The organism is uncultured Tenacibaculum sp. (genome assembly GCF_947499065.1).
Taxonomy (GTDB): Bacteria; Bacteroidota; Bacteroidia; order Flavobacteriales; family Flavobacteriaceae; genus Polaribacter.
The window spans coordinates 41,672-68,128 of sequence record NZ_CANMMT010000008.1 but is presented as its reverse complement, the minus strand read 5'-3'; the positions used below and the strand labels follow the sequence as shown (position 1 = coordinate 68,128).

The following is a 26,457-nucleotide window of genomic DNA, read 5'->3' as shown; positions in this document are numbered from 1 at the left end:
AACACACCAATGTCACAACAATTATCAGACAGAATTAACAGTTTACCTGTTTCACAAACTTTAGCCATGGCAGCTAAAGCAAGAGAGTTAAAAGCCGAAGGTAGAGACATTATTAGTTTAAGCTTAGGAGAACCAGATTTTAACACTCCAGACTTTATTAAAGACGCAGCAATTGAAGCTATTAATCAAGATTACAATTCATACACTCCTGTTGATGGATATGTTGAATTAAAAGAAGCTATTTGCGAAAAGTTTAAGAGAGATAATAATTTAACCTATGCTCCAAATCAGATTGTAGTATCTACAGGAGCAAAGCAATCTATTGCCAATGTTGCTCAGGTATTATTAAATCCTGGTGATGAGATTTTATTACCAGCTCCATACTGGGTAAGTTATTCTGCTATTGCTACTTTATGTGAAGCTAAATTTGTTGAAATCCCTTCATCTATTGATAGTGATTTTAAAATTACACCAGCGCAATTAGAAGCTGCTATTACTCCTAAAACTAAAATGATTTTCTTTAACTCGCCAAATAACCCTAGTGGATCTATTTATAGCGAAGAAGAATACAGAGCATTAGCTAAGGTTTTAGAAAAACACCCTCAGATATATATCTTATCTGATGAAATTTATGAGCACATTAACTACGGTACAAAACCATTTAGTTTTGCTGCTATAGAAAACATGTACGATAGAACTATTACCGTAAACGGATTGGCAAAAGCATTTGCTATGACAGGATGGAGAATTGGTTTTATTGGAGCTCCTCAGTGGATTGCTAAGGCTTGTACTAAAATGCAAGGGCAAATTACTTCAGGAACTAACTGTATAGCTCAGAGAGCTGCAATTACAGCTGTTTTAGCAGAACCAAGCAAAGTACAATACATGGTTGATGAATTTAAAACACGTAGAGATATGGTTTTAGATTTATTAGGTGAAATTGAAGGATTTAAATTAAATGTACCAGAAGGTGCTTTTTATATTTTCCCAGACATTTCTGCTTTCTTTGGAAAAACTATTAGAGGAAAGCAAATTAACAATGCTAACGACTTTTCTATGTTATTATTAGAAGAAGCTAATGTTGCCTCTGTAACGGGGGAAGCTTTTGGTGCACCAAATTGCATTCGTTTATCTTATGCCGCTTCTGAATTACAGTTACGTGAAGCTATTAAAAGAATTAAAGAAGTTTTAAGCTAAGAATTAAAACATCCTATTTATTCATATACAATCTCACTACAGCAATGTGGTGAGATTTTTTTATTAAAAAACAATTACTACTAAAGCTAATACAAACATTGATACTTTTAAAATAGCTCCTGTTTCACTTGACAATTTTGTTCCTCGAGACTTTAATCGGCTTTTTACTCCATATAAAGACTGAGCCTTCATTGTACAGATGTTTTGTTGAATTTCTCTTTTGTATGCGGACGTTAAAATTCCTCTTTCTAAAACTAAATTATTTACTGATGATTTCATGGTTGTTGATTTAAATTGATTACACAAATATGACGGTCAATAAAATCATTTGTTACACCAGTTTAAAATTCATTAACATTTAAAAATCGTAAAAATGAAGGGTGAATTTTAATCAAAACTCAGTAAATATGGTTTACGGAAATCGATACTATTCTCGAAAAAAAGCGCGTAAAAAAAATTAAATTTTAACCTTTTTTAACAAAAAACAGTGACTAAAAAGGAACCTTAATTAGCTTTTTTCTTTTCTTTTTTTTCAACTTTTTTAAATAAAGTACTTTCTTATCGTAATCAATAAAAGCTTTTCCAGCTTCTAAAATATCGGCACCAATAATTCCATCAACCTTTTCAGCATCATGTTGCGTTAAAGCTGTATTTACATGGGTTAAATCAAATAATACCAAATTACATTGATTGGTTTGCCATTTCCCTATTTTTAAAGAATTATTATCAGACTTTTGTGTCTCCATATCAGTAGCACCGGCACCTGCAGCTTTCACTTCGCTTTCTTCAGAAATTAGTTTAAAATGCTCAATCAGGTCTAATCCAACACAAGAATTAGAAGCTCCTGTATCTAAAATAAATTTACCCTTTACACCATTAATCTCAGCATTTAACTCAAGGTGATTGGTTACAATCTTCTTAAGTTTTACTTTGATATATTTCTTTTTTCTTAATACTTTTTTCAAACTTGCCATTTCTCGTACTTTTGTCGCCACAAAGATACAACAATACAAATCACCTTTAGACTATTCAAAAGTCCTTTAACAAGTTATGATTACAGACACGCATACCCATTTATACTCAGAGCAATTTGATGAAGACAGAAACGAAATGATGCAACGTGCTAAAGACGCTGGTATTTCTCGATTCTTTATTCCTGCAATTGACAGCAGCTATACTGAAAGAATGTTAGACTTAGAAAAAAACTATCCTAACGATGTGTTTTTAATGATGGGACTACACCCTACATCTGTTAAAGAAAACTACAAAGAAGAGTTAGCCCATGTAAAAGAATGGTTAGACAAAAGAGACTTTTATGCTATTGGAGAAATAGGAATTGACTTGTATTGGGACAAATCTTTTTTAAAACAACAGCAAGAAGCATTTAGAACACAAATACAATGGGCGAAAGAAAAAAAGCTTCCTATTGTAATTCACTGTCGCGATGCTTTTGATGAAATATTTGAAGTATTAGAAACTGAAAAAGGTGATGATTTATTTGGAATTTTTCACTGTTTTACTGGTACTTTAGAACAGGCACAAAAAGCTATTTCATACAATATGAAACTAGGAATTGGAGGTGTAGCTACATTTAAAAATGGAAAAATTGATAAGTTTTTAAACGAAATTGAAATCAAGCATATTGTTTTAGAAACCGATTCTCCATATTTGGCTCCTACTCCTTACCGAGGAAAACGCAATGAAAGTAGTTACATAACAAATGTTATTGATAAACTAGTTGATATTTACGGGTTAACTTTCGATGAAATTTCCGAAATTACAACTCAAAATTCTAAAGAAGTTTTTAGTGTCTAACTTACAAACCGCATATTATAAAACACCAATAGGTACAGCAAAAATTGTTGGAGATGAAAACGGAATCCAATCTATTTCTGTATTGGACGACGACACTATAAAAACCTCAACTGAGACTCCAATTCATTTAAAAGATTGCGTAGCTCAATTGGACGAGTATTTCTCTGGAAACAGAAAAGAGTTTAATTTAAAACTGAATCCTCAGGGAACAGAATTTCAACAATCGGTTTGGGAAGAATTGTTAAACATCCCATTTGGAAAAAGTAGAACCTATTTAGAACAAACAAAACAAATTGGCGATCCAAAAGCGATTAGAGCAGTAGCTTCAGCCAATGGAAAAAATCCTATTTGGATTGTGATTCCTTGTCACAGAGTTATAGGTTCCGACGGTTCTTTAACTGGATATGCTGGTGGTGTTTGGCGAAAAAAATGGTTGTTAGAACATGAAAGCGGTAGCAAACAACAGACACTTTTTTAGTTTAAGTTTCTTTTCTCTATAAAAAACTTTTTCAATAAAAAGCTGCATTCTTCTTCTAAAACTCCAGAAACAACATTGGTTTTAGGATGAATTTTGGTATTCAATACACTAAAACCTAATTTAGGTTCACTAGCACCGTATACAATTTTCCCTATCTGTGTCCAATAACTTGCTCCTGCGCACATCTGACAAGGTTCTAGGGTTACATATAAAACACAATCTTTTAAGTACTTTCCTCCTAAGAAATCGGCAGCAGCCGTAAAAGCTTGCATTTCTGCATGTGCAGTAACATCATTCAACATCTCTGTTAAGTTATGTGCTCTAGCTATTATTTGATCTTTAAATACAATTACTGCTCCCACTGGAACCTCACCTTTATCAAAAGCTTTTTCAGCCTCTTGCAAGGCCTTTTTCATAAAGTAAGTGTCGTCAAATGGGTTCATAAGTATAATTTGAATGGATGTTTAAACAAATGTAGATAAAATTTGATTGCAGAGACTCTGCTTAAAATACTTATTTTTACCAAAAATTTCAAGTTTGATATCAATTAACACTTCTGAGAATACAAAAGTTTATTTCGCATCCGATCAACATTTAGGAGCCCCTACAGCTGAGGCTAGCTTTCCACGTGAGCAAAGGTTTGTGCGTTGGTTAAATGAAGTTAAAAAAGATGCTGAGGCTATTTTTTTATTAGGTGATTTATTTGACTTCTGGTTCGAGTACAAAACCGTTGTTCCTAAAGGTTTTGTTCGTGTTATGGGTAAACTTGCTGAAATTAAAGACAGTGGAATTCCTATTTATTTCTTTGTTGGAAATCATGATTTATGGATGACTGATTATTTTGAGAAAGAATTAGACATTCCTGTATACCACGAACCACAAGAATTTACCATTAACGGCAAACTATTATTAATTGGTCATGGAGATGGTTTAGGTCCAGGTGATAAAGGTTACAAGCGAATGAAAAAGATTTTTACTTTTAAACCTTTTCAGTGGATGTTTAGATGGCTACACCCAGATTTAGGTGTACGCTTAGGTCATTACATGTCGGTTAAAAACAAATTGATTTCAGGTGATGATGACGCTAAATTTTTAGGAGAAGACAATGAATGGTTAGTTCAATACTGCAAACGTAAATTAGAAACTAAACATTACGATTATTTTGTTTTTGGTCACCGTCATCTTCCTTTAGAAATTAAACTACAAGAAAACAGTGAGTATATAAACACTGGCGATTGGGTAAAGTATTTTACCTATGGAGTTTTCGAAAATCAAAAACTATCTTTAAAAGAGTATAAATAAAAAGTTATATAGTTAATTATAACAACAATACTCAAAAAAGAAAGCCGCCTAAAATTTTAGGCGACTTCTTAATGAAAACATAGTTCTGTTTATTAAAATAAAACTTGTTCTAAATTTATAGTTACTGCTCCAGTACCTGCATCTGTTGATTTTGTTATTTTAATAAAATCAGCAACAGTAGTGTACCCAAAGAACCCTCCAGGAGTAGCCCCGACCAAATTACCTGTATAATTTGTTTCTGTAGTTCCATTTAATACATTAACATAACACTCAATAGAATTGTTATTAACTGTCCAAGGTAAAATTGCAAAGAAATATTCTCCATCAGCAACATTATCAGGCAAAACAGCTACCTCAGTAGTAGAAGTTGTGCTTGTAGAAAGATTTATTCCTGTTACAGCTGGAGTTTTAGTAATTGTACCACAATCTAAATCACTATCATCATTCCAAGTAAAAGTAAATACAACTGTATTCTCTCCTTTGATTATCTTTAATTCATTTAAATCTTCAGATATCCCTGGTTTTACACTATCTATGCTAGCATTTATGATTTTTAAATCTACTAATTTCAATGTTCTAACATGAACATCTGGGTCTGACATATCAACAGTAATCGTTACATTTTGACTTCCTTGAATAGCATCAATAGACATTTCTTCTCCATCTAATGTATATATCAACCTCGATAAACTAGTTACTGGACTGGTAAAAGAAATTATCGCATCATAACTTGTTTCAGAAGTCATTATACGTTTAATTTTCGCTTCTGTTTTTGCTGTAATATTCGTTACTTGCTTAACGACTATTGCATCATCATCATTAACTGCACAAGAACTCAATAAAAGCATTGCACAAATTAATAAAGAACTTATTTTATATATATATTTCATTTTAATTAGCTTATAATTTGATTACTGTGTAGGTTACTTTACTACCATCTGTTTCTTTTTTAATCTTATACCAAATATCTGGCTCTCCATTTGCTGGTGCAGTAGCAGTGGTTTCCAAACTTGTTAAAAGAACTTCACTTTTACCTCCTGAGAAATTAAGTGATAAAGTACACGGAATATTATATGGTGTTGCAATATCAAAATTATCCAACCCTAAAAAATAATCTCCATCAGCTAACGCTTGTGTAATTGTAACCTTTTCTGGTTGTGAATACCAACTATTAGCAATTACGGTGGAAGTAATTTTAGCTTCTGACCTTAAATACAAGTCTAAATCTTCAGAACCTGCCCAGTCTAATACAATATCCATATTACCTACTGGTCCCTCTATTACAAGAGGTAAAGTATCGTAAACATTAATACTTCTTCCACCACTCTTTTCATTTAATGTTATAAAGTGCTTAATTAAAGTTTTAGAAACGTTAAGGTTTTTTATTGAAACACTGTATATTTCCTCTGCATCTGCAACAGTATCATCCGAAAATGTAAAAGTTACACTCGCTGATGTTTCTCCTGCAGCGATTCTTACTTCATTATGTGACACTTCATTTATACCTGATGTAGATTCTGTAGAACCATCTGATGATGTAATATCAAAAACAACCACTCCATCTACTGGTAATGGTTTAGATAAACTTATTTGATAAGTAGCTGTACCTCCATTTTCCAGTACATTCGTTTTTAAATTCGTATCACTAAAACCGATAACAACTTGTTCGGTAGCCGTAGCAATTCCCTCTACAGGATCGGTTGTTTCACTTTCACAAGAAACAAACCCTAGTGAAAGCAACAATATATATATAGATAATTTTATTTTTTTCATTTCTTCTGTAAATTATATTACTTAATAACAAAGTTTAAACGGGCAAATACGAATCTACCTCCAATTCCAAACTGTTGCGCTCTACGTGACCAATCGAAACGTCCACTACTTCGGTTGTTTCCTCCATCTCCTAAAGCTTGTGCTGCTCTATCTGGATACACGTCTAAGATATTGTTTGCCCCTACAGTAAATGTTAATTCTTCCGTAGCTTTAAACCCTACTGATAAATCTGTTACAACTTTTCCTCCAAACACTTGTTGTCTACTAACATTAGTTGTTGCTTCAGTTACTTCACCAAAGTATACGTTTCTTAAAAACACATTAAATCTCTCAGTACTTAAAGTATTTGATAAGTTTACCTTAGTTCTTGGCACTGCCTCCTCTAAGTACACTCTACTATCTTCTGGGAAATAAGTATCTATTAATCCTGCATTCGCTATTTGTTCTGAACTATGAATATCATCTACTTGCTTTGTTTTTGAGAACGTTGCTGATAAGTCTGACTTTAAATTCATTTTATCATTTAAAGCTGTTTTGTGTGTAATAACAATATCAATTCCTTTTGATTCTGTATCAATTGCATTGGCAAAAAATGATGCTGCAGTTGCATTTGCTTCTCTAAGCAACTTACCAAATTCAGAATCAGAATCATCATTTGGATTAGCGTTACTATCATTAGTTCTGAATTGACCAGTATAAACTACTCTATCTTCAATTCCTACCCAATAACCATCTACAGTAATTTTTAAGTTTGCCGATGGAATTTTAGCTGTAAAACCTAAACTTATACTTGCAGATTCTTCTTGCTTTAACTTAGGAATCCCTAATAATTGTGCTACCCTACTATCATTTGAGAAAGTCCCTACTTCTTCAGGATTTCCATTTTGACCAAATAAGGTTGATGTAGTACTAAAGTTTAACTGGTGTAACGATGGTGCTCTAAACCCTGTATTAAAAGCCGATCTAATATTTAAATTTTCATTTAACTTATAACGACCAGAAACTTTATAATTAAATGTTGAACCAAAATCGCTATAGTTTTCAAAACGTCCAGCTAAGCCTACTAATAACTTATCGGTTAAATCTGCCTCTAAATCTGCATAAGCAGCAAAACTACTACGGTCTCTTGACAATTCATTCTTTGCATTAAATCCTGGAAAAACTTGTGCTCCTCCCGGCCTTGTATTTCCATAGACATCAACTGAAGCTGTTGTAGTTGCTGTTACTGGTAATCCATTTGCATCATACTGTGTATAAGATTCTTCTTCTCCCGCTACGATTTCGTATAATTCCTTTCTAAACTCTGCTCCAAAAGCAGCGTTTAATCCATTAAAAATATCTTTGTAATTATTCGAAAAATCTAAGTTGGTTGTGTTTTGAGTAAAAGCAAAACCTCCTGCATCAAAACGAGTTGGTGAATTATTTAACATTGAAGCATTTGAAGTATTTGAAATCTCAAATAAGAAAGAGTTTCTACCCCAAGTATTACTTAAATCTACATCCCATTCTTTGATTTTACCCTTAATTCCAACAGCAAATGACATGTCACTTATTTTTGAATTAATCTCTGGTAAAAACCCATTGATATAAAAGGGCGTATATGTCCTTGATTGGTTTGGTAAACGATAGAAACCTGCTGAGTTTCCTATTCTTGAACTAATACCTGCAAAAGAGTATAACTCAGTACCTTCTTCATCTATAGGTAAAGACATATTAGCAAAAAAACGACCTCCTCTAAGCGCCGATTGACCTACACGCATTGTAAAGTCTGTTCTATCTAAACCACGAACAGCTAATTCTGCATCGGTAGTATTAATCCCTACAATACCTGTAACATTTCCAGCACTATCTCTAGTAAATTCAGATAAAATACCTTTAACTGAATTAGCCCCTGCATTAACCCCAAAAATCTCTGTTAAAGAAGTAGCATTGTTAATTGCACTCTTAGTAGCCAAATCAAAATGTGTTACTCCTTGCGCAGCAAATTTGATATCTGCTAAAGACAAATTAGAAATATCTAACCCTGAGTTATTCGCTACCCACTCTACAGAATTATATGCATTAAAAATAGAACCTTCATACTCTTTCATACGGTTGTATGGGTTTCTAAAATCAAAATCTCCAGTAAAGTTTATAAAACCTCCTTTATCTCCTAGTTTAATTCCATAGTTTGCAGATACATTAACACTTTCTCCGTCAATTCCTCCAGTTTGCTTGTCAGAATTTTTTGAAATATGCGCTCCAGAAGTAACAGCTAAACTTAACTCATTTGTCTTGTTGTTAAGTACAATATTAATTACTCCTGCAATTGCATCAGAACCATATTGTGCTGCAGCACCGTCTCTTAAAACTTCAATTCTTTTAATTGCAGCTGCTGGAATAGCATTTAAATCAGTACCTACACTTCCTCTACCAAATGTTCCATTTACATTTACTAAAGAAGAAGTATGCCTTCTTTTCCCATTAATTAATACCAATACTTGATCTGGTCCTAATCCTCTTAAAGAAGCTGGATCAATGTGATCTGTACCGTCAGAAATTGTTTGTGTATTTGACGAAAAAGAAGGAGCTACATAGTTCAAGATTTGGTTCAAGTTAACTTGTGGTGATGTTGCTGTTAATTCAGCTACATCGATAATGTCTACTGGTACGGGGGTATCTATCGCTGTTCTTGACTTGTTTCTTGATCCTACTAAAACTACTTCGTCTAAGTTTTCACTCTCTTCTTTTACTTCAATGGTAACATATTGAGTCGAGCTAATTTGTTTTTCTACTGTTTTAAAACCTATAGAAGAGATTACTAGTGTTGTCGGAATTTTCTTTACATTAATAGAAAATTCTCCTTTGTCATCGGTTGTTACACCGTTAGTGGTTCCTTTTTCTAAGACATTAAAAAAGGGCAATGGCTCTTTGTTTTCATCAACGACCAAGCCTTTCACAGTTTGTGCTGTCATAGAAATTGTTACAAAAAATAAACTAAAAATTAGAATTTTTTTGAATAGTGAGTTTTTTTTCATGAACTGTTATTTAAATTTAATTAGTTCAACAAATATTTAAATTAAATACACGAAAAACAATGTTTTAGTGCGTTTTATTTAAAAAAATAACAAATTACATGTTTTATCTTTATAAAATTAACTTTCATTAACAGCTAAACACATAAAACCCCTGTTTTTATTACATAATCCTTTTTTTTGGTTTAACCTTACTTTAACAGCTCTTATTTTCTTATTATTGTAGCTTTGTTTCACAAAAATTCAAAATACATATTTCAATTCATATGGATATAGATGTTAGAGCTATTAATGAAAAAATAGAAAGAGAGAGTGCTTTTGTAGATTTACTAACTACAGAAATGAATAAAGTTATCGTAGGTCAGAAATATATGATTGAACGATTACTTATTGGACTTTTAGGTAACGGACATATCTTATTAGAAGGTGTTCCTGGATTAGCGAAGACACTTGCAATAAACACATTATCAAAAGCTGTTCAAGCAAGTTTTAGCCGTGTACAATTTACACCTGACTTATTACCTGCAGATGTTGTTGGTACCATGATATACAATGTAAAAGAAAACGATTTTTCTATTAAAAAAGGTCCAATTTTTGCCAATTTTGTTTTAGCTGATGAGATTAACCGTGCTCCCGCTAAGGTACAATCTGCGTTACTTGAAGCAATGCAAGAAAGACAAATTACTATTGGAGATGAAACTTTTAAATTAGAAGAACCATTTTTAGTAATGGCAACTCAAAACCCAGTAGAACAAGAAGGAACTTATCCTCTTCCTGAAGCACAAGTTGACCGTTTTATGTTGAAAACTGTAATTGACTATCCTAAATTACAAGACGAACAAATAATTATGCGTCAAAACTTAAATGGAAGCTTTGGAAAAGTTAACCCTGTTGTTTCTGTTGAACAAATTATAAAAGCGCGTCAAGTTGTTAACGAAGTATACATGGATGAAAAAATTGAGAAGTACATTCTTGATATCATTTTTGCTACTCGTTATCCTGAAAGATATAACTTAGAACAACTACAACCTTTAATTAGTTTTGGTTCTTCTCCTCGTGGAAGTATTGCACTAGCTAAAGCAGCTAAATGTTATGCTTTTATTAAACGTAGAGGTTATGTTATTCCAGAAGATGTTAGAGCTGTTGTAAACGATGTTTTACGTCATAGAATTGGAATTACATACGAAGCAGAAGCTGAAAACGTTACATCTATAGATATTATAAATTCAATTATAAATGAGGTTCAGGTGCCTTAACTAAAAACACCTACACACACATAACAAAACCATAACTATTTTACTCAACTAAGCAAAAGTTTTACCCCCTTAAACAAAAAGCTATATGAGATTTAAATTAACGACGTACAAAACGTTGAACGGAACAAAAAAAATTTTAGAATTAAGAAGAAAAAAAAGTACAGAAGCTATCATTTATAAGGATGACTCTCCTTCTTTTTATGTAGATTGTTTTGATTTACAAACAGAATCTAACGTAATAATGAACAGCTTAGTACTATGCCAACAAAGAAAATTAGATGAAGTAATTAGAGAAATTGGTCAAAAGAACAATGTAAATTTATCTATACAAAAAGCACCTTTGTTTTCGATAAAACAAGATGCTGAGTATACAGAAATGGATTTACCACCTTTACCAGAAGCTTGGTTAAATTAAATGAATACAAAAGAATTACTAAAAAAAGTTCGGAAAATAGAAATTAAGACACGTCGCTTGTCTAATCATATTTTTGGAGGAGAATACCACTCGACCTTTAAAGGTCGTGGTATGACCTTCTCTGAAGTACGTCAATACCAATACGGAGATGATATTAGAGCTATTGACTGGAATGTAACTGCACGTTATAACGAACCTTATATAAAAGTTTTTGAAGAAGAACGTGAACTAACCATGATGCTGGTAGTTGATATTTCTGGTTCTGAATTTTTTGGTACTACTAATCAATTTAAAAAAGACACAATAACAGAAATTGCTGCAACTCTCGCATTTTCTGCTATCCAAAACAATGATAAAGTTGGTTTAATTTTATTTTCTGACCAAGTAGAACTATTCATTCCTCCTAAAAAAGGGAAAAGTCATGTTTTAAGAATTATTCGAGAGTTAATCGAATTCAATCCAAAAAGTAAACAAACTAATATTAGCGAAGCATTAAAATTCTTATCTAATATTATGAAAAAGAAAGCTATTGTTTTTATGCTTTCTGATTTTATGGATGATGATTACGAACGCACATTAAAAATTGTTGGAAACAAACACGATGTTACAGGTATCCGTGTATATGATAAATCTGATGAAGAAATTCCTAATTTAGGTATGGTACCAATGGTAGATGCAGAAACAGGAAAAATGCAATTAGTAAACACTAGTTCAGCATCAGTAAGAAATCAATACAAAGCTAACGCATTGCGCTTATCTGATTATTTCGAAACTACTTTTACAAAAAGTGGTGCAGGAACTATCAGTACACGTGTAGATGAAAGCTATGTAAAAAAGTTATTAGGTTATTTTAAACGAAAAGGTTAATTGTCTACTATAACAAAGACAGTATAAAATGAGAAAAAAATTATTCTACATCTTCTTATTAATATCCTCTATTGGATTTTCACAATCTAACAAAGTTCAGGTTGAAGTTGATACTACTAATATTAGAATTGGTGAACAATTTCAATATAAAATCTCTGTTGATGATACCGAAAATGTAATTATCCCTAAATTAAACAACCTTAAAGGATTAGAAGTTGTCGATACCTTAAAAATAGATACGATTAAAAACAAACTAGTTCAAAAATATATTTTAACTGGTTTTGATAGCGGCTCATTTTACATACCACAACAACAAATCTTTATAAAAAACCAAGCTTATTTAACAGATAGCTTACTTATCAATGTAGCTACTGTAGCCATTGATACTACAAAAATTAAAAAATTCCCAATAAAAGGAATCAAAGGAGAACCTTATCAATTTGATGACTTTAAAAATTATATTTATTGGACTATAGCCATATTAGTACTTATTGGCTTAATAATCTACTACTTCGTTTTCAGAAAGAAAAAAGAAGAACAAGAAACAGTTGTTGTTCCACTATTACCTCCTTATGAAGAAGCAATTCAAAAGCTTCAAGAATTAGACAACAAATTATTATGGCAAAACAACCATATTAAAAAATATTACAGTGAATTAACAGGAATTGTTAGATCATACATTGAAAGAGAATTAAACATTCCTGCACTAGAAAGTACAACAGATGAATTAATTGACACCTTAAAAGATTTTGACGAAACAAAGTCTATTGAGACAACTAAAGAAACAATTCAAAAGTTAAAAGAATTATTACAAGAATCGGATTTAGTAAAATTTGCGAAATCAAAACCTTTATCACACGAAATTGAACAAGATCGTAAAGATGCTAAAAATGTAATAGATAATTTAAAACCTAAAAAAGAAGAAGTAGAAGATGAAGTGGAATAATTTTGAATTTCATAGCCCTGAATTTTTATGGTTATTAATTTTAATTCCTCTACTTGCCTTTTGGAATTATTATTCAAGAAAAAAAGACAGCGCTCATTTAACAATTTCTAGTATTAAAGGATTTAAGATACAAGGCTCTATATTACCTAAACTTAAGCCTTTATTATACCTCTTAAGGCTTTTAGCTTTAACCTGCTTAATTGTTGCTTTGGCTAGACCAAGAAATGTAGCCGTTAGTAAAAAAACAAAGACAAACCGAGGTATCGATATTGTTATGGCTATTGATGTATCTGCCAGCATGCTTGCTAAAGACCTAAAACCAAACCGTTTAGACGCTCTTAAACGTGTTGCTACCGATTTTGTTAATAGAAGACCTAATGACCGTATAGGTATTGTAGTTTATGCAGGTGAAAGCTTTACTCAAACTCCAATTACTAGTGACAAATCAATTGTAAAGAGAACCATTTCAGATATTAGATGGGGACAACTTGAAGGTGGTACAGCAATTGGAATGGGACTTGGTTCAGCTGTAAACAGATTAAAAGAAAGCAAAGCCAAAAGTAAAGTTATTATTCTTCTAACAGATGGTGTAAACAATGCTGGTTTTGTTGACCCTAAAACAGCTACAGAATTAGCAAAAGGAAACAATATCAAGGTTTATACTATTGGAATAGGAACTAACGGAATGGCACCTTTCCCTTGGGCAAAAGACCCAAGAACTGGAAAAATTTCATTCAGAAACCAACAAGTAGAAATTGACGAATCTTTACTAAAACACATAGCTAAAGAAACTGAAGGGAAATATTTTAGAGCAACTAACAACTCTAAATTAAAAGCTATTTATGATGAAATAGATAAGCTTGAAAAAACAAAAATAGAAGAGTTTAAATACTATAATTATACTGAAAAATACAGATTCCTTGTATTCTTAGCTGGTATCTTTTTATTATTAGAATTCGTATTAAAAAACACATTATTTAAAAGTTTTATATAAACAATGTATCGTATAGAAGAACCAATATATTTTTCCTTTTTTGCAATTATTCCTGTAATAATTGTTGTTTTTCTGTTGGTTTTATGGTGGAAAAAAAGAACTCAAAAAAAATTCACAAACAAAGAACTATTAAATAAAATAGCTCCAAACGCCTCTACATTCAAATCTGTTTTAAAATTGGTGTTTTTTATCATTGGAATTTCTTTTTTAATTATATCCTTAGTAAACCCTAAAATGGGAACTAAATTAAAAACCGTAAAAAGAGAAGGTGTCGATGTTGTTTTTGCTCTTGACGTATCAAAAAGTATGTTAGCAGAAGACATAGCTCCTAATAGATTAGAAAAATCGAAACAGATTATTTCTAAAATCATAAACAAATTAGGAAGCGATAGAGTTGGTATCATTATTTATGCAGGAAACGCTTATCCTCTGTTACCTATTACTACAGATCATGCAGCAGCTAAAATGTTTCTACAAAACGCAAATCCTGATATGGTTTCAAGTCAAGGAACTGCTATTAATGAAGCTTTAACTTTAGCCAAAACATATTATAATAACGACGAGCAAACCAATCGCTTTTTAATTATTATTTCAGATGGTGAAGACCATCAAGAAGAAACAAAGCAAATTGCTCAAAATATAGCTAACGAAGGTGTAAAAGTATATACCATAGGTGTTGGTACCGAAAAAGGAGGTCAAATTCCTATCAAATTAAATGGCGCACTTATTGGTTATAAAAAAGATAGAAAAGGAGAAACTGTAATTACTAAAAGAAAACCAGATGTTTTACAAGGTATTGCAGAAGCTTCAAATGGAGAATATATTGATGGAAACAAAACAGAAAACCCTGTTAAAACTATCGAGAATATTATAGCAAATGCTCAAAAGAGCGAGTTTGAAACTAAGCAATTTTCTGATTATAAAGATCAATTCCAATGGTTTTTAGGAATAGGGTTATTATTTTTAATTATTGATTTATTTTTCTTCGAAAGAAAAACGAAGTGGGTAAAGAAAGTAGACTTATTTAACGAAGAATCTAAAAAATAAATGAAGATGAAAAGTTTACATTATGTTTTATTTTTAATGCTGTTTTTTGCCGCTGTTATTACTAGTAACGCACAACAAGATACTTTAAAACTGCAGCGAGAAGCAAGAGCTTTATTACGTGAAGGAAATAAATTATACAACAAACAAAAATTTGATGATGCAGCAATTGCTTACCGTAAAGCCCTAGGTAAAAATAGTAAATATGAAAAAGCAAGCTACAACTACGGAAACACTTTGTATCAAGCTAAAAAATTCAAAGAGGCTGTTGCTCAATTTGAAGTAACCACCAAAACATCAAAAGATAAATTTGCTCAGGCAGAAGCATACCACAATATTGGAAATGCAATGATGGAGCAAAAACAATATCAACAAGCTGTTGATGCGTTTAAAAATGCCTTAAGAAGAAATCCTGGTGACGATGAAACTCGTTATAATTTGGCTGTTGCACAAAAGAATTTAAAAAAGCAGCAACAAAACCAAAAGAACAACAAGGATAAGAACAAAGACAAAAAAGATCAGAATAAGAAAGATCAAAAAAATAAAGACGACAAAGACAAACAAAAAGATAAAAATAAAGACAAAAAAGGCGACGACAAGGATAAAGATAAAAAGGACGAGAACAAGGATCAAAAAAATAAAGATCAAAACAAACAGCCTAATAAAAACGATAAGAAAGACCAAAAACAAAAGCCTCAACCTCAACAAGGAAAAATGTCTCCTGAACAAATGAAGCAATTGTTGGAAAGTTTAAACAACGAGGAGAAAAAGACGCAAAAGAAAATGAACGTTAAAAAGTCAAAAGGAAGAAAGGTAAAACAAGAAAAAGATTGGTAATTTACCAACATTTAAAATCTTAATTATTTTTGCATTTTTTAAAACTGAATATGAAGTTGAAACTATACATATCGTTAATAATCTGCTTTATCACACTTAGTGTTAATGCACAAGATTCTGTATTAAAAGCATCTGTTAGTAAAAATAAACTAGGTGTTAATCAACGATTACGTGTTGAATTTACTATTAACAAACAAGGAGCGGACAATTTTGAAGCACCTAACTTTAAAAACTTTAAAGTTGTTGGCGGACCGAGTCAAGCAGTTAGTCAATCATTGATTAATGGAAAACTATCTTTTTCTAAATCATATTCTTACATCCTTCAACCTAAAAGAAAAGGTGAATTCAACTTACCGCCTGCTAGTATAGAAATTGATGGAAAAACAATAAAATCTAATTCAGTTAAGATTATTGTTTTAGATGCTGTTGAACTTCCCAAAAACCCTAATGACCCTAACTACATAGCGCAACAAAACATTCATTTAGTTGCCGAGTTATCTAAATCAAACCCTTATGTAGGAGAAGGGATATATGTCGAGTATCGTTTATATTTTAGTGAAAATGTAGGTATTTACGACAACGCTATTACAGAAGCACCTCAATATAATGGTTTTTGGAATCAAGAAATCAAACGAAATGGTACTCCAGTTAAAATAGGTAAATACAATGGAGAGCGCTATCGTTATGCTGTATTACACAAAGCCTTATTAATCCCAACAAAAGACGGTAAACTGACTATAGACCCTATGAAAATGGATATTATAGTTGCTGTTCCAACTGGCCGAGCTGATTTTTTTGGAAATGTTATTACAAAACAGGTAAGAAAAGAATTTTCTTCTCCCAAAAAAGTAGTTAGAGCTAAAGCATTGCCTCTTGAAAATAAACCAGTAGACTTTACAGGTGCAGTAGGAGAATTTTCTTTTGATGTTTCTCTAAACAAACTTACCTTAAAAGCTAACGAGTCTGCTAAAATAAAAGTAACAGTAAATGGAAAAGGGAATTTAAAATTATTTGAACTTCCTAAAATAGAAACACCTAAAGAACTAGAAGTATACCAACCTGAAAGAAAAGAAAATGTTAGTATAACTTCATCTGGATTAAAAGGATCTGTTACAGATAACTACACTGTAGTTCCTGAATTTAAAGGAAAGTATAAAATTCCAAAAACAAGCTTTTCTTATTTCAACCCAAAAGAAAAAGTTTATCAAACTATAACTACGGAAGATTTATATGTTGATGTTTTAGAAGGTAAAGAATTACCAACATCTACTGACAACAAAATAGTTGCAAAACAAAACATAAAAATTACAGGAAACGATTTTAGATATATTCAATCGTCTACGAACCTAGAAACCATAGACAACTCAGATTTTTTCAGGTCAACTGTATTTTACATTTTATTATTATTACCTATTATTCTAATTCCTGTAGGAATTTACATTTACAAGAAAAAAGAAGAACGTGATGGTGATGTAATTGGCAATAAGCTGAGAAAAGCTGATAAACTTGCTAAAAAATATTTATCGGAAGCTCAAAAACAACTAGGGAATAAAGAGGCTTTTTATGAAGCACTAGAAAGAGCTTTACATAATTATTTAAAAGCTAAGTTAGGTGTAGAAACTTCAGACATAAGCAGTGATAAAATAACCGATTTATTAAACAGTAAACAAATTGATGCTTCTACTATAAAAAGCTTTATAGATGTTTTAAACGATTGCGATTTTGCTCGTTATACTCCAATTACAAACGTGCAAATGAAAGAAGAATACGAGAAAGCAAAACAAGTAATTACACAATTAGACAAACAGTTATAATGAAAAGAGTTATTGTAATATTATTGTTTTTTTCAGCGCATTTTGTGCTAGCCCAAACTGTAAATGACACATTTGCTAAAGCAAATACGTTATATAAAGAAAAAAAATACTCAGAAGCCATTAAGTTGTATAATGAGATTGAAAGCTCTGGTAAAGTTTCTTCTGAATTATACTTTAATCTAGGAAATGCTTATTATAAATTAAATCAAGTAGCTCCTTCTATTTATAATTATGAAAAGGCCCTTATACTAGACCCTTTAAATGAAGACGCTCAAAACAATTTAATTATAGCAAAACGATTAACATTAGATAGAATAGAAGAATTACCGAAATCTATTTTTCAAAAAATCAATAATAATTTCCTACAAAAATTATCTTATGATACTTGGGCAGTTATTACAGTACTACTGTCTTTTGTAGCATCTTTTTTATTCCTAATGTTCTATTTTTCATATACGCCAAGTAAAAAAAGACTCTTTTTTACAACTAGTATTTTGTCTTTTATTCTTTTAATAACAACGTTAGCAATAACTTTTACACAATACAATCAGTCAAAGAATAATATTGAAGCAATTGTTTTTAATGAAGAAGTAGAAATAAAAAATGCTCCTACTGATGATTCGGATGCTATATTTACTTTACATGAAGGAACAAAAATTAAAGTATTAGATGCTGTGGAGGATTGGAATAAAATCAAATTAGCCGATGGAAAAATAGGCTGGGTAAAGAGCAACGTAATCAAAGTGTTATAAATTTTCATTTATTTAACATTTTATTAGCTCATATCTTTTATATTTGCTTTTCGTCAAAAAATCGACAATGACCAAAAACTTCTTCGTATACCTACTCACTATAATACTACTAGCCTCAGTAGCTATTCCTTCGTATTATAGCATTACAGAAGAAATTTGCGAGTCATCATTAACTATTGACATTGAAGAAGATGCTGAAAACAATGAGAATTCTGAAAAAAATGAAATAAAAATCATCGACTTTTCTAGCGAATTTTCATCTTCTTATGCACTTCCTTGTAGAGATGAAAAAAATACTTACATCTCAAATAAGTATAATTCTATATCGAGAAGTCTAGAATCTCCACCTCCAGAATTTTCATAAATATTACTTATTACTAACATCTACCAGATGTTTTTTAACATACCTTACTCATAATCAAGGCCTACATTAACAAACCTTGAAAGTGATGTTAATGTCCTTTTTAAAAGCAATACACATTTCAAAACGAACAATTTAACTGTAAGTTTTTTAAGTAATTACTCAAAAAAGGAAGTAATAAAATATTTTTCAAAAAGTGCATTTATCACAGCACTTAAATTTCATTTATATATAATTTAAATTAAAAGTAACCCTAGGTTAAAATCACGTCTATGTTTAAAACAATTAAAAGCGATTTACCCGCTAGTATCGTAGTATTTTTTGTTGCATTACCTTTATGTTTAGGTATTGCACTAGCCAGTGGTGCTCCACTATTCTCTGGTTTAATAGCAGGAATTGTTGGTGGTATCGTTGTAGGAGCCATTAGTGGCTCAAAAATAGGAGTAAGTGGACCAGCTGCTGGTTTAGCTGCCATAGTATTAACTTCTATTGCTTCTTTAGGAGGCTTTGAAAACTTTTTAGTAGCAGTTGTATTAGGAGGTATTATTCAATTAATTCTTGGTGTATTAAAAGCAGGAGTTATTGGTTATTATTTCCCTTCATCTGTAATTAAAGGAATGTTAACAGGTATTGGAATCATTATCATTATGAAGCAAATTCCTTTCTTCTTTGGTTACGATAAATCAGCTACAAGTTTTTCTTTAGATGCCATAAGTATGGGGTCTACAATTATTGGTGTTATTGGATTAGGAATCTTAATCCTTTGGCAACAAGTATTATCTAAAAAAGGTAAAATATTCGAATTAGTTCAAGGACCATTAGTAGCTGTAGTTGTTGGTATTATTTTCTTTGCTTTAACTCAAGGTAATGAATCATTAGCAATTAACGCTAAGCAATTAGTAAGTGTTCCTGTTCCAGAAAGTATTGATTCATTCTTAAGTCAATTTACTTTTCCAAACTTTGCAGTAATTGGAAGTAAAGATGTTTGGATTGTTGCTTTTACAATTGCTGTAGTAGCAAGTTTAGAAACATTATTATGTGTTGAAGCAACTGATAAATTAGATCCAGACAAAAATGTAACTCCTACAAATAGAGAATTATTAGCACAAGGAGTAGGTAATATTATGTCAGGTTTAATCGGAGGTTTACCTGTAACGCAAGTAATTGTAAGAAGTTCTGCAAATATTCAATCAGGAGGTAAAAGTAAAATGTCTGCAATTGTACATGGTATTTTATTATTAATCTCTGTAATTTTAATTCCTACTTTATTAAATAAAATTCCATTATCAGTTCTTGCTGCGGTATTATTAATTGTTGGATTTAAATTAGCAAAGCCAGCTACATTTATCAACATGTATAAGTTAGGATGGAAACAATTTATTCCTTTTATGGCTACAGTATTACCAATGGTTGTTACTGGTGACTTATTATTAGGTATAGGTTTAGGTCTTGCAGTTGGAATTGTTGTTATCTTATTTAAGAGTTACCAAAACTCTCACTTCTTACATATTGAAGACAAGAGTAACGGTGTTCATAAAATAAAAATGTCTTTAGCTGAAGAAGTTACTTTCTTCAATAAAGGTGCTATTTTAAAAGAATTAGACAGTCTTTCTGAAAATTCTTACTTAGAATTAGATGTAAGAAAAACAAGATTCTTAGACCATGATATTGTTGAAATCCTTGAAGATTTTGCCTTTAAAGCAAAAGAGAGAAACATTGACATTAAGTTAATTTCTGAAAGAGGTGTTGTAGAAAACCCTGCTAGTTTTATTGAGTTTTTTAAATTAAGACCAAAAGCTTCATAAAATGGCAATCTCTAAACATAAAATTGTCGTGCTATCTGATTTAAAGGATAGCACGGCAACATCATTGAAAACAGCAATTAGCTTGGCAAAAAAAACAGATGCTAGCATCCATTTTTTCCACGTAAAAAAGCCAACTGATGTTGTAGTTACTGATAATCAATTATCAGCAAAAAGAGCCATTAACTCCCAATTCACTCAAACTAACAAAGAAATTAGTGAATTAGTTTCTGAATTTTCTCAAAAGTATGATATCAATATTGCCTCTTCATTTACTTTTGGAAATATTAAAAATGAAATTGACCTTTTTTTAGAAGATACCAATCCAAATATTATTGTAATCGGAAAGCGTAGAAGTAAAAGCATAAGTGCTTTAGGCGATAAGATTAGCAAGCACGTATTAAAGAAAAAAGGCAAAACAATTATTATAGCCTCAGCTGAGAGTGAACTTCAACCAGAAAATGAAATCTCATTAGGCTTATATAATGAAATAGAGCAACAGCACAATAATAAATTTATTAATGAAATTATTGAAAATGCTAATAAACCATTAAAAAACTTTCAAGTAGTTAATTCAAATGATGCCAATTTATTATTGGTAGATAGAGAAACGGTCAACCCAAAATCTACAAAATCATTTGACAAGCTACTTAATAAAATGAATGTTTCATTAGTAGTTGCTAATTAAAAAATATTAAATCTAGGTTACTTAAATCAATAAACCAGTCCTAAACGTGAGTAGGTATCTATTACAGTTTTTTTAGTATATTTATTCCTACTCAACTAAAAATATATGAAACAACTATTTTCAAATCTTAAAGGTGATCTCTTTGGAGGGATTACAGCCGGAATTGTGGCATTACCACTAGCTTTAGCTTTTGGTGTTTCATCTGGTTTAGGACCTAGTGCTGGTTTATACGGTGCTATTTTTATTGCTTTTTTTGCAGCACTTTTTGGAGGAACAGACACTCAAATTTCTGGACCTACTGCACCAATGACTGCTGTAAGTATGGTTGTTATTGCTGGAATATTAGCTGCAAATGACGGAGATGTTAGTAGAGCGCTACCAACAATTTTAACTGTTTTTTTATTAGCTGGTTTAATGCAAATTGGACTGGGAGTTTTAGGTCTTGGTAAATATATTCGATATATACCTTACCCAGTAGTTTCCGGTTTTATGACAGCAATTGGAGTTATAATCTTAGTCACACAAATTTCACCTTCAGTAGGTTATTATGCTAAAGAAGACATAGAATTTGTTGAGCAGTTTAAACCACAAGCTGAAGAAGTAATTTTAGATAATATTTTAAAAGAAGAAGCTGGGGAAGGCATTTTAGTTCTTGAAGATTTTAAAGAAACTATTAAAAGAGCTGAAAAAATAACTCAAGCAGATATATTAAAAGAAAGTAAAACTTTAGCAGGTAAAGAAGCTTCCGGTGTTTTAGGTACTTTTAAAGTACTACCAAGAGCTTTACAAAACATTAACTTCTTAGAATTAATATTAGCTTTAGGAACCATATTCATTATTTACGGTTTTAAACGCATTACAACAGCCGTTCCTAGTACTTTAGTTGCTTTAGTTGTTATGACTGGTATTGCATTAGGTTTTGGTTTAAACTACAGGCCTATTGAGGAAATCCCAAGCGGATTCCCAATGCCAAACATGGAAATCTTTACAAACTTTACCTTATCCAGTATTACACCTTATGTATTTACTGCCTTAACTTTGGCTTTATTAGGAGCCATAGATTCTTTATTAACATCAGTTGTAGCTGATAATATGACTAAAACAAAGCATAAACCTAATAAAGAATTAATAGGACAAGGTATTGGTAATACTATTGCTTCAATTTTTGGAGGTATTCCTGGAGCTGGAGCTACTATTCGTACAGTAGTAAATATAAACTCTGGTGGTAAAACTAAATTGTCTGGTATGATAGCTGGTATAATGCTATTAGTTATTTTACTAGGACTAGGCCCAATAGCTTCAAAAATACCTGCAGCAGTTTTAGCAGGGATTTTAATCACAGTTGGTATTGGTGTTATGGATTATAAAGGACTAAAAGCTATACCTAACTTACCACGAGATGCTAAATTTGGACCTTTAAAACTAAGTTCGGAAGTAATAATTATGCTAGTGGTATTAGTACTTTCTACTTTCTGGAATTTAGTATATGCAGTAGGTATTGGTTTAGTTATAGCTTCTTTAATGTTTATGAAGAAAATAGGTGATTTAACAGCTGAGCGCTCAGATGTAAAATCACTGAAAAAAGAAGAGGCTTGGAAAGATGAAAAAGATTTCCCTGAGGAATTGAAAGAACATTTGTTTGTAAAACACATCAAAGGACCTCTGTTTTTTGGCTCTACTAGTGATTTTCAAGCGTTAACTAAACAAATTCCTAAAACTGCAACCTCTGTAATTATGCGTTTAGACAGAATGCAATATATGGATCAATCTGGGCTATATGCCATGGAAGATACGATTCAAGATTTAAAATCAAACGGAACACATGTACAGGTACTTTTTGTTGGTTTATTAAAACAACCTCGCTACATGATGGAACGAATTGATATTATCCCAGATTTAATATCAGAAGATCATATTTTTGAGTCTTTTGACGATTGTATGGTTTGGGTAAAACAAAACATAAAAATTAATAATTAAAAAAATAAAATACTTTTATGAGAAATGTAGCTATTACAAAAGACGTGCAAGCAGAATTAACAGCTGATTCTGTATTACAAGACTTATTAGACGGAAACAACCGTTATACTAGCAATAACTTAACAGCATCTAACGTAACTGACTTAGTTGAACAAACAACTGGTGGTCAATTTCCAAAAGCTGTAATATTATCTTGTATCGATTCAAGAGTACCAGTAGAAATGGTTTTTGACCAAACTATTGGTGATGTTTTCGTAGCTCGTGTAGCTGGTAACTTCGAAAACGTGGATATTTTAGGAAGTATGGAATACTCTTGTGCTGTAGCAGGAAGTAAATTAGTTTTTGTATTAGGTCATGAAAGTTGTGGTGCTGTAAAAGCTGCTTGTGATGGAGTAGAATTAGGAAATATTACTGCAATGTTAGATAATATTGTTCCTGCTGCAAAATTAGCTTCAGAACAAGTAGAAGGAGAAGCAAATTCAACAAATAGTGCTTTTGTAGCTAAGACTGTTGAAAACAATGTAAAATTAACTATGGATCGTATCCGTCAAAGAAGTAAAATTTTACAAGAAATGGAAGATAATGGTGAAATTAAAATAGTAGGTGGAGTTTACTCTTTAACTACTGGAAAAGTTGAAATGATTTAATTCATTATCATTTGTTATAATATAAAAAAGGGAGTTTAAAAAACTCCCTTTTTTTATGCTAATTTGCTCTCTGCTGTTCTTCACTATTTCCAAAACCACGATTTCTAGTCTTTATTTTTTTATTTCCAAAACTATAGGATAATGAAAAACGTAAATATCTACTACTATAATTCTGGTCATAAATTGTTTTAACTCCATTTACTTCAGAAGTTAAATTATTTAAACTAGCACTGTCAAAAATATCATTGACAAAAATAGCTGCTTGTAACTGCTTTTTTAAGAATGTTTTTTTAACTCCTAAGCTCAATCCGTACATCGTTCCTAATTCGTAAATATTTGAACTAGATTTTGGTTGATAAAAGAAATCTGCTTGTACACTTGTATTTTCTGATAATGTAAAAGTATTGTTCGTTGAGAATCTAAATTGAATACCATTCTTAACAGGTGCTGATAAATCTTCAAATACATTAGCATTAACACCTGAAATATGTGCATAATTTTGACTCTTCCACCAACTTGTAAAACGAACATTATACATTTCTGAAAGTTGCCAATAAGTCCCATTATAATAGTTCCTTCTTATAACTGCTTGAATATTATTTTCAGGTTCGGCAGAAAATAATGTACCAAAACCATCAGATGTATAACTAAAATATAAAGAAGTTATAAACTTACCTTTGTAATTATGAGTAAAAGTAAATCTGTCAATAAACGCAGGTTGAATAAATGGATTTCCTTCTGAGTATACATTACTATTCACATAGCTTCTAAAAGGGTTTAAATCTCTATAATTTGGGCGGTTGATACCTCTTCCATAATTAAATGAAAATGTATTGTTATCATTTTTATTATAGGATACAAACACTGAAGGAAATAACTTAGTATAACTATTCTTATTTACTTGATTTAAAGTTTCAGAAAAACCTCTGGTTTCAGTATTTTCTATTCTAAGACCAGCTTGCAAATTCCATTTATCACTAATTTTTCTTGAAGCATTTACATAAAAACCCTGCACATTTTCTTTGTATTCAAACTCATTAGATAAATTGGTATCTAATATAGGTACATTAGTTACTGTACTAAAATTATCTAATTTATTCTTTGTATTAATGAAACTAAACTTAAAACCATAAGACAAATCCAATTTATCAATAGGATGAGACATATCTGCTTTTATACTATAGTTATCTATTGCTTGATTGGTAATATTTTTAACTGATTGATTTACCCTTACAAATTGTCCAGAAGGAGAAAAAGTATTCACTAATGCATCCGCTTCTAGTTTATTTTCATAATTAAAATAATCAAAATCTACAGTTAGTTTTCTCCCCATAGTATCAAGTTTAGCAATTATATGAGCATTATATATATTGTTGTTTATACTTCTGCGTCTAGGCTCAGTTTTTACCAATAAACTATCTAATTGGTTAGATTCATTATAAAACTCAGTTGTTCCAGGGGCATCAGAAAAAGGTCTATTAAAACTTCCTAGATATTGCCCTCCTATTTCAATATTATCTGACAATAAATAGTTTATAGACAACCTAGCTGAATTATTTTTTCTAGTATCTTTTGAATCAATGCCAACCTTCCATGTACTTTTTGGAAAAAAAGTAGCACTTCTTTCTAAGTTTCTTAAACTTCCTCTTGTAGTATTAATCGAAGCATTTAGTTGAATTTTATTTTTATTGTATGAGAAATTATTTCGCAATGTTCCATAACCATAAGTATTTACATTATAAGAAAATGAAGTTGTGTTTTTCCAAGAATTCCTTCTTCCTTTCTTGTATACTATATTAATTATTCCACCTCCTCCAGATGCTTCATATTGGGCTGGCGGATTGGTTATAATTTCTATTTTCTTGATATCATCTGCTGAGATTGAATTTAGAAAAGACACTAATTCCTCACCAGAAAGTTGAATCAAACGTCCATCAACCATTACTCTGGTTGCCTCTCCTCCAACCATACTTATTTGATTGTTTTGAATTGTAATAGCGGGAGCTAATTTTAACGCATCTAAAGCATCGCCTCCACTTGCAGATACACTATTTTCTACATTAAAAATTAGTCTATCTGTTTTTTGTTCTATTAATCTTTTCTTCGATGTAATTACAACTTCATTTAACCTACTGCTTTCTTCCTTTAATATTAAAGTTCCTAAATCTATATCTGTATTTAAACTTACTTGTTTCTTTATTTCTATGAAACCTATAAAACTTATTCTTAAATTATAGGTTCCTTTTGGAGCGGATAATGAAAACTCACCATTATCTATAGTTGTAGTTCCTTTAATAATTTTTCCTTCTAAACTTTGTAAAATAACGTTAGCAAAAACAATCGGCTCATTACCTTCTGTTACTTTACCTGTAATCTTTATCTGTCCTATTAAACTTATAGCTTGAAATAATAATGCTAAAATGAAAATGCTTTTAACTCTCATGAATGTATTTTTTATTTGAGAGCAAAATTGTAGCT

General features: G+C 31.1%; 25 protein-coding genes. 18 read left to right on the top strand and 7 right to left on the bottom strand.

Translation table 11 applies throughout. From position 1 onward, the window contains the following. Positions 1–9: 9 nt before the first annotated feature. Positions 10–1,197 (top strand): pyridoxal phosphate-dependent aminotransferase, encoded by a 1,188-nt coding sequence (locus Q0958_RS15075; RefSeq protein ID WP_175578678.1) that lies wholly within the window; start codon positions 10–12, stop codon positions 1,195–1,197. Between the two features lie 63 nt (positions 1,198–1,260). Here the strand turns inward: Q0958_RS15075 and Q0958_RS15070 are convergent, their stop codons facing one another. Further along, the gene (locus tag Q0958_RS15070; protein WP_150899317.1) at positions 1,261–1,476 is read right to left on the bottom strand and encodes a hypothetical protein; all 216 of its coding nucleotides are present in this window, start codon (positions 1,474–1,476) and stop codon (positions 1,261–1,263) included. Positions 1,477–1,688: 212 nt separating this feature from the next. After that, positions 1,689–2,171 (bottom strand): retropepsin-like aspartic protease, encoded by a 483-nt coding sequence (locus tag Q0958_RS15065; protein ID WP_150899318.1) that lies wholly within the window; start codon positions 2,169–2,171, stop codon positions 1,689–1,691. Between the two features lie 76 nt (positions 2,172–2,247). Here Q0958_RS15065 and Q0958_RS15060 point away from each other — a divergent pair, with 76 nt between their 5' ends. Both Q0958_RS15060 and Q0958_RS15055 read left to right on the top strand, forming a co-directional pair. After that, positions 2,248–3,012, top strand: a complete 765-nt coding sequence (locus Q0958_RS15060) for a TatD family hydrolase (protein WP_299124502.1) — start codon at positions 2,248–2,250, stop codon at positions 3,010–3,012. Further along, positions 3,005–3,490 carry a methylated-DNA--[protein]-cysteine S-methyltransferase gene (locus tag Q0958_RS15055; protein ID WP_299124500.1) on the top strand — a complete coding sequence of 162 codons (486 nt, stop codon included), beginning with the start codon at positions 3,005–3,007 and terminating at the stop codon, positions 3,488–3,490. Before Q0958_RS15060 ends, Q0958_RS15055 begins: the two co-directional genes overlap by 8 nt. Here Q0958_RS15055 and Q0958_RS15050 read toward each other — a convergent pair. Continuing rightward, entirely contained in the window at positions 3,487–3,933 is a 447-nt protein-coding gene (locus Q0958_RS15050; protein ID WP_299124498.1) for a nucleoside deaminase, read from the bottom strand. The two genes, Q0958_RS15055 and Q0958_RS15050, sit on opposite strands and share 4 nt — an antisense overlap. 94 nt (positions 3,934–4,027) lie before the next feature. Between Q0958_RS15050 and Q0958_RS15045 the strand changes: the two genes are divergently transcribed. Then, complete coding sequence (locus Q0958_RS15045; protein WP_299124496.1) at positions 4,028–4,792, top strand: UDP-2,3-diacylglucosamine diphosphatase; 765 nt, start codon at positions 4,028–4,030, stop codon at positions 4,790–4,792. A 92-nt stretch (positions 4,793–4,884) separates the two neighbouring features. Here Q0958_RS15045 and Q0958_RS15040 read toward each other — a convergent pair whose 3' ends face one another. The 3 genes from Q0958_RS15040 to Q0958_RS15030 are packed head-to-tail and all read right to left on the bottom strand — an operon-like array spanning position 4,885 to position 9,582. Next, on the bottom strand, positions 4,885–5,682 hold the full coding sequence (locus Q0958_RS15040) for a hypothetical protein (protein WP_299124494.1): 798 nt from the start codon (positions 5,680–5,682) through the stop codon (positions 4,885–4,887). Between the two features lie 10 nt (positions 5,683–5,692). Next, complete coding sequence (locus Q0958_RS15035) at positions 5,693–6,565, bottom strand: hypothetical protein (protein ID WP_299124492.1); 873 nt, start codon at positions 6,563–6,565, stop codon at positions 5,693–5,695. Positions 6,566–6,582: 17 nt separating this feature from the next. Then, positions 6,583–9,582, bottom strand: a complete 3,000-nt coding sequence (locus tag Q0958_RS15030) for a TonB-dependent receptor (protein ID WP_299124490.1) — start codon at positions 9,580–9,582, stop codon at positions 6,583–6,585. A 263-nt stretch (positions 9,583–9,845) separates the two neighbouring features. On the opposite strand from Q0958_RS15030, the gene Q0958_RS15025 reads away from it, so the two are divergent. The 14 genes from Q0958_RS15025 to Q0958_RS14960 all read left to right on the top strand — a co-directional run bounded on the left by Q0958_RS15025 (position 9,846) and on the right by Q0958_RS14960 (position 23,979). Beyond that, a complete protein-coding gene (locus tag Q0958_RS15025) occupies positions 9,846–10,835 on the top strand; it encodes an AAA family ATPase (RefSeq protein ID WP_150899328.1) in 990 nt (329 codons plus the stop codon). 85 nt (positions 10,836–10,920) lie between these two features. Next, the gene (locus tag Q0958_RS15020; protein ID WP_299124488.1) at positions 10,921–11,250 is read left to right on the top strand and encodes a hypothetical protein; all 330 of its coding nucleotides are present in this window, start codon (positions 10,921–10,923) and stop codon (positions 11,248–11,250) included. After that, the gene (locus Q0958_RS15015; protein WP_299124486.1) at positions 11,251–12,117 is read left to right on the top strand and encodes a DUF58 domain-containing protein; all 867 of its coding nucleotides are present in this window, start codon (positions 11,251–11,253) and stop codon (positions 12,115–12,117) included. A 28-nt stretch (positions 12,118–12,145) separates the two neighbouring features. Beyond that, on the top strand, positions 12,146–13,063 hold the full coding sequence (locus tag Q0958_RS15010) for a BatD family protein (protein ID WP_299124484.1): 918 nt from the start codon (positions 12,146–12,148) through the stop codon (positions 13,061–13,063). After that, on the top strand, positions 13,050–14,057 hold the full coding sequence (locus tag Q0958_RS15005; RefSeq protein ID WP_299124482.1) for a VWA domain-containing protein: 1,008 nt from the start codon (positions 13,050–13,052) through the stop codon (positions 14,055–14,057). The genes Q0958_RS15010 and Q0958_RS15005 overlap by 14 nt, the downstream gene beginning before the upstream one ends. Positions 14,058–14,060: 3 nt before the next feature. Next, the gene (locus Q0958_RS15000; RefSeq protein ID WP_299124480.1) at positions 14,061–15,104 is read left to right on the top strand and encodes a VWA domain-containing protein; all 1,044 of its coding nucleotides are present in this window, start codon (positions 14,061–14,063) and stop codon (positions 15,102–15,104) included. Positions 15,105–15,110: 6 nt separating this feature from the next. Next, positions 15,111–15,938, top strand: a complete 828-nt coding sequence (locus Q0958_RS14995) for a tetratricopeptide repeat protein (RefSeq protein WP_299124479.1) — start codon at positions 15,111–15,113, stop codon at positions 15,936–15,938. Between the two features lie 50 nt (positions 15,939–15,988). Further along, on the top strand, positions 15,989–17,752 hold the full coding sequence (locus tag Q0958_RS14990) for a BatD family protein (protein WP_299124477.1): 1,764 nt from the start codon (positions 15,989–15,991) through the stop codon (positions 17,750–17,752). Beyond that, a complete protein-coding gene (locus Q0958_RS14985; RefSeq protein WP_299124475.1) occupies positions 17,752–18,504 on the top strand; it encodes a tetratricopeptide repeat protein in 753 nt (250 codons plus the stop codon). The genes Q0958_RS14990 and Q0958_RS14985 overlap by 1 nt, the downstream gene beginning before the upstream one ends. Positions 18,505–18,571: 67 nt before the next feature. Beyond that, positions 18,572–18,868 (top strand): hypothetical protein, encoded by a 297-nt coding sequence (locus Q0958_RS14980; protein ID WP_299124473.1) that lies wholly within the window; start codon positions 18,572–18,574, stop codon positions 18,866–18,868. Positions 18,869–19,137: 269 nt separating this feature from the next. Further along, complete coding sequence (locus tag Q0958_RS14975; RefSeq protein WP_299124471.1) at positions 19,138–20,670, top strand: SulP family inorganic anion transporter; 1,533 nt, start codon at positions 19,138–19,140, stop codon at positions 20,668–20,670. Position 20,671: 1 nt separating this feature from the next. After that, complete coding sequence (locus tag Q0958_RS14970) at positions 20,672–21,355, top strand: universal stress protein (protein ID WP_299124469.1); 684 nt, start codon at positions 20,672–20,674, stop codon at positions 21,353–21,355. Between the two features lie 105 nt (positions 21,356–21,460). After that, positions 21,461–23,332, top strand: a complete 1,872-nt coding sequence (locus Q0958_RS14965; RefSeq protein WP_299124467.1) for a SulP family inorganic anion transporter — start codon at positions 21,461–21,463, stop codon at positions 23,330–23,332. Between the two features lie 17 nt (positions 23,333–23,349). Next, entirely contained in the window at positions 23,350–23,979 is a 630-nt protein-coding gene (locus Q0958_RS14960; RefSeq protein ID WP_150899340.1) for a carbonic anhydrase family protein, read from the top strand. A gap of 58 nt (positions 23,980–24,037) precedes the next feature. Here the strand turns inward: Q0958_RS14960 and Q0958_RS14955 are convergent, their stop codons facing one another. Next, positions 24,038–26,422: an outer membrane beta-barrel protein gene (locus Q0958_RS14955; protein ID WP_299124465.1), complete on the bottom strand. Its 2,385-nt coding sequence runs from the start codon at positions 26,420–26,422 to the stop codon at positions 24,038–24,040. Positions 26,423–26,457 lie beyond the last annotated feature (35 nt).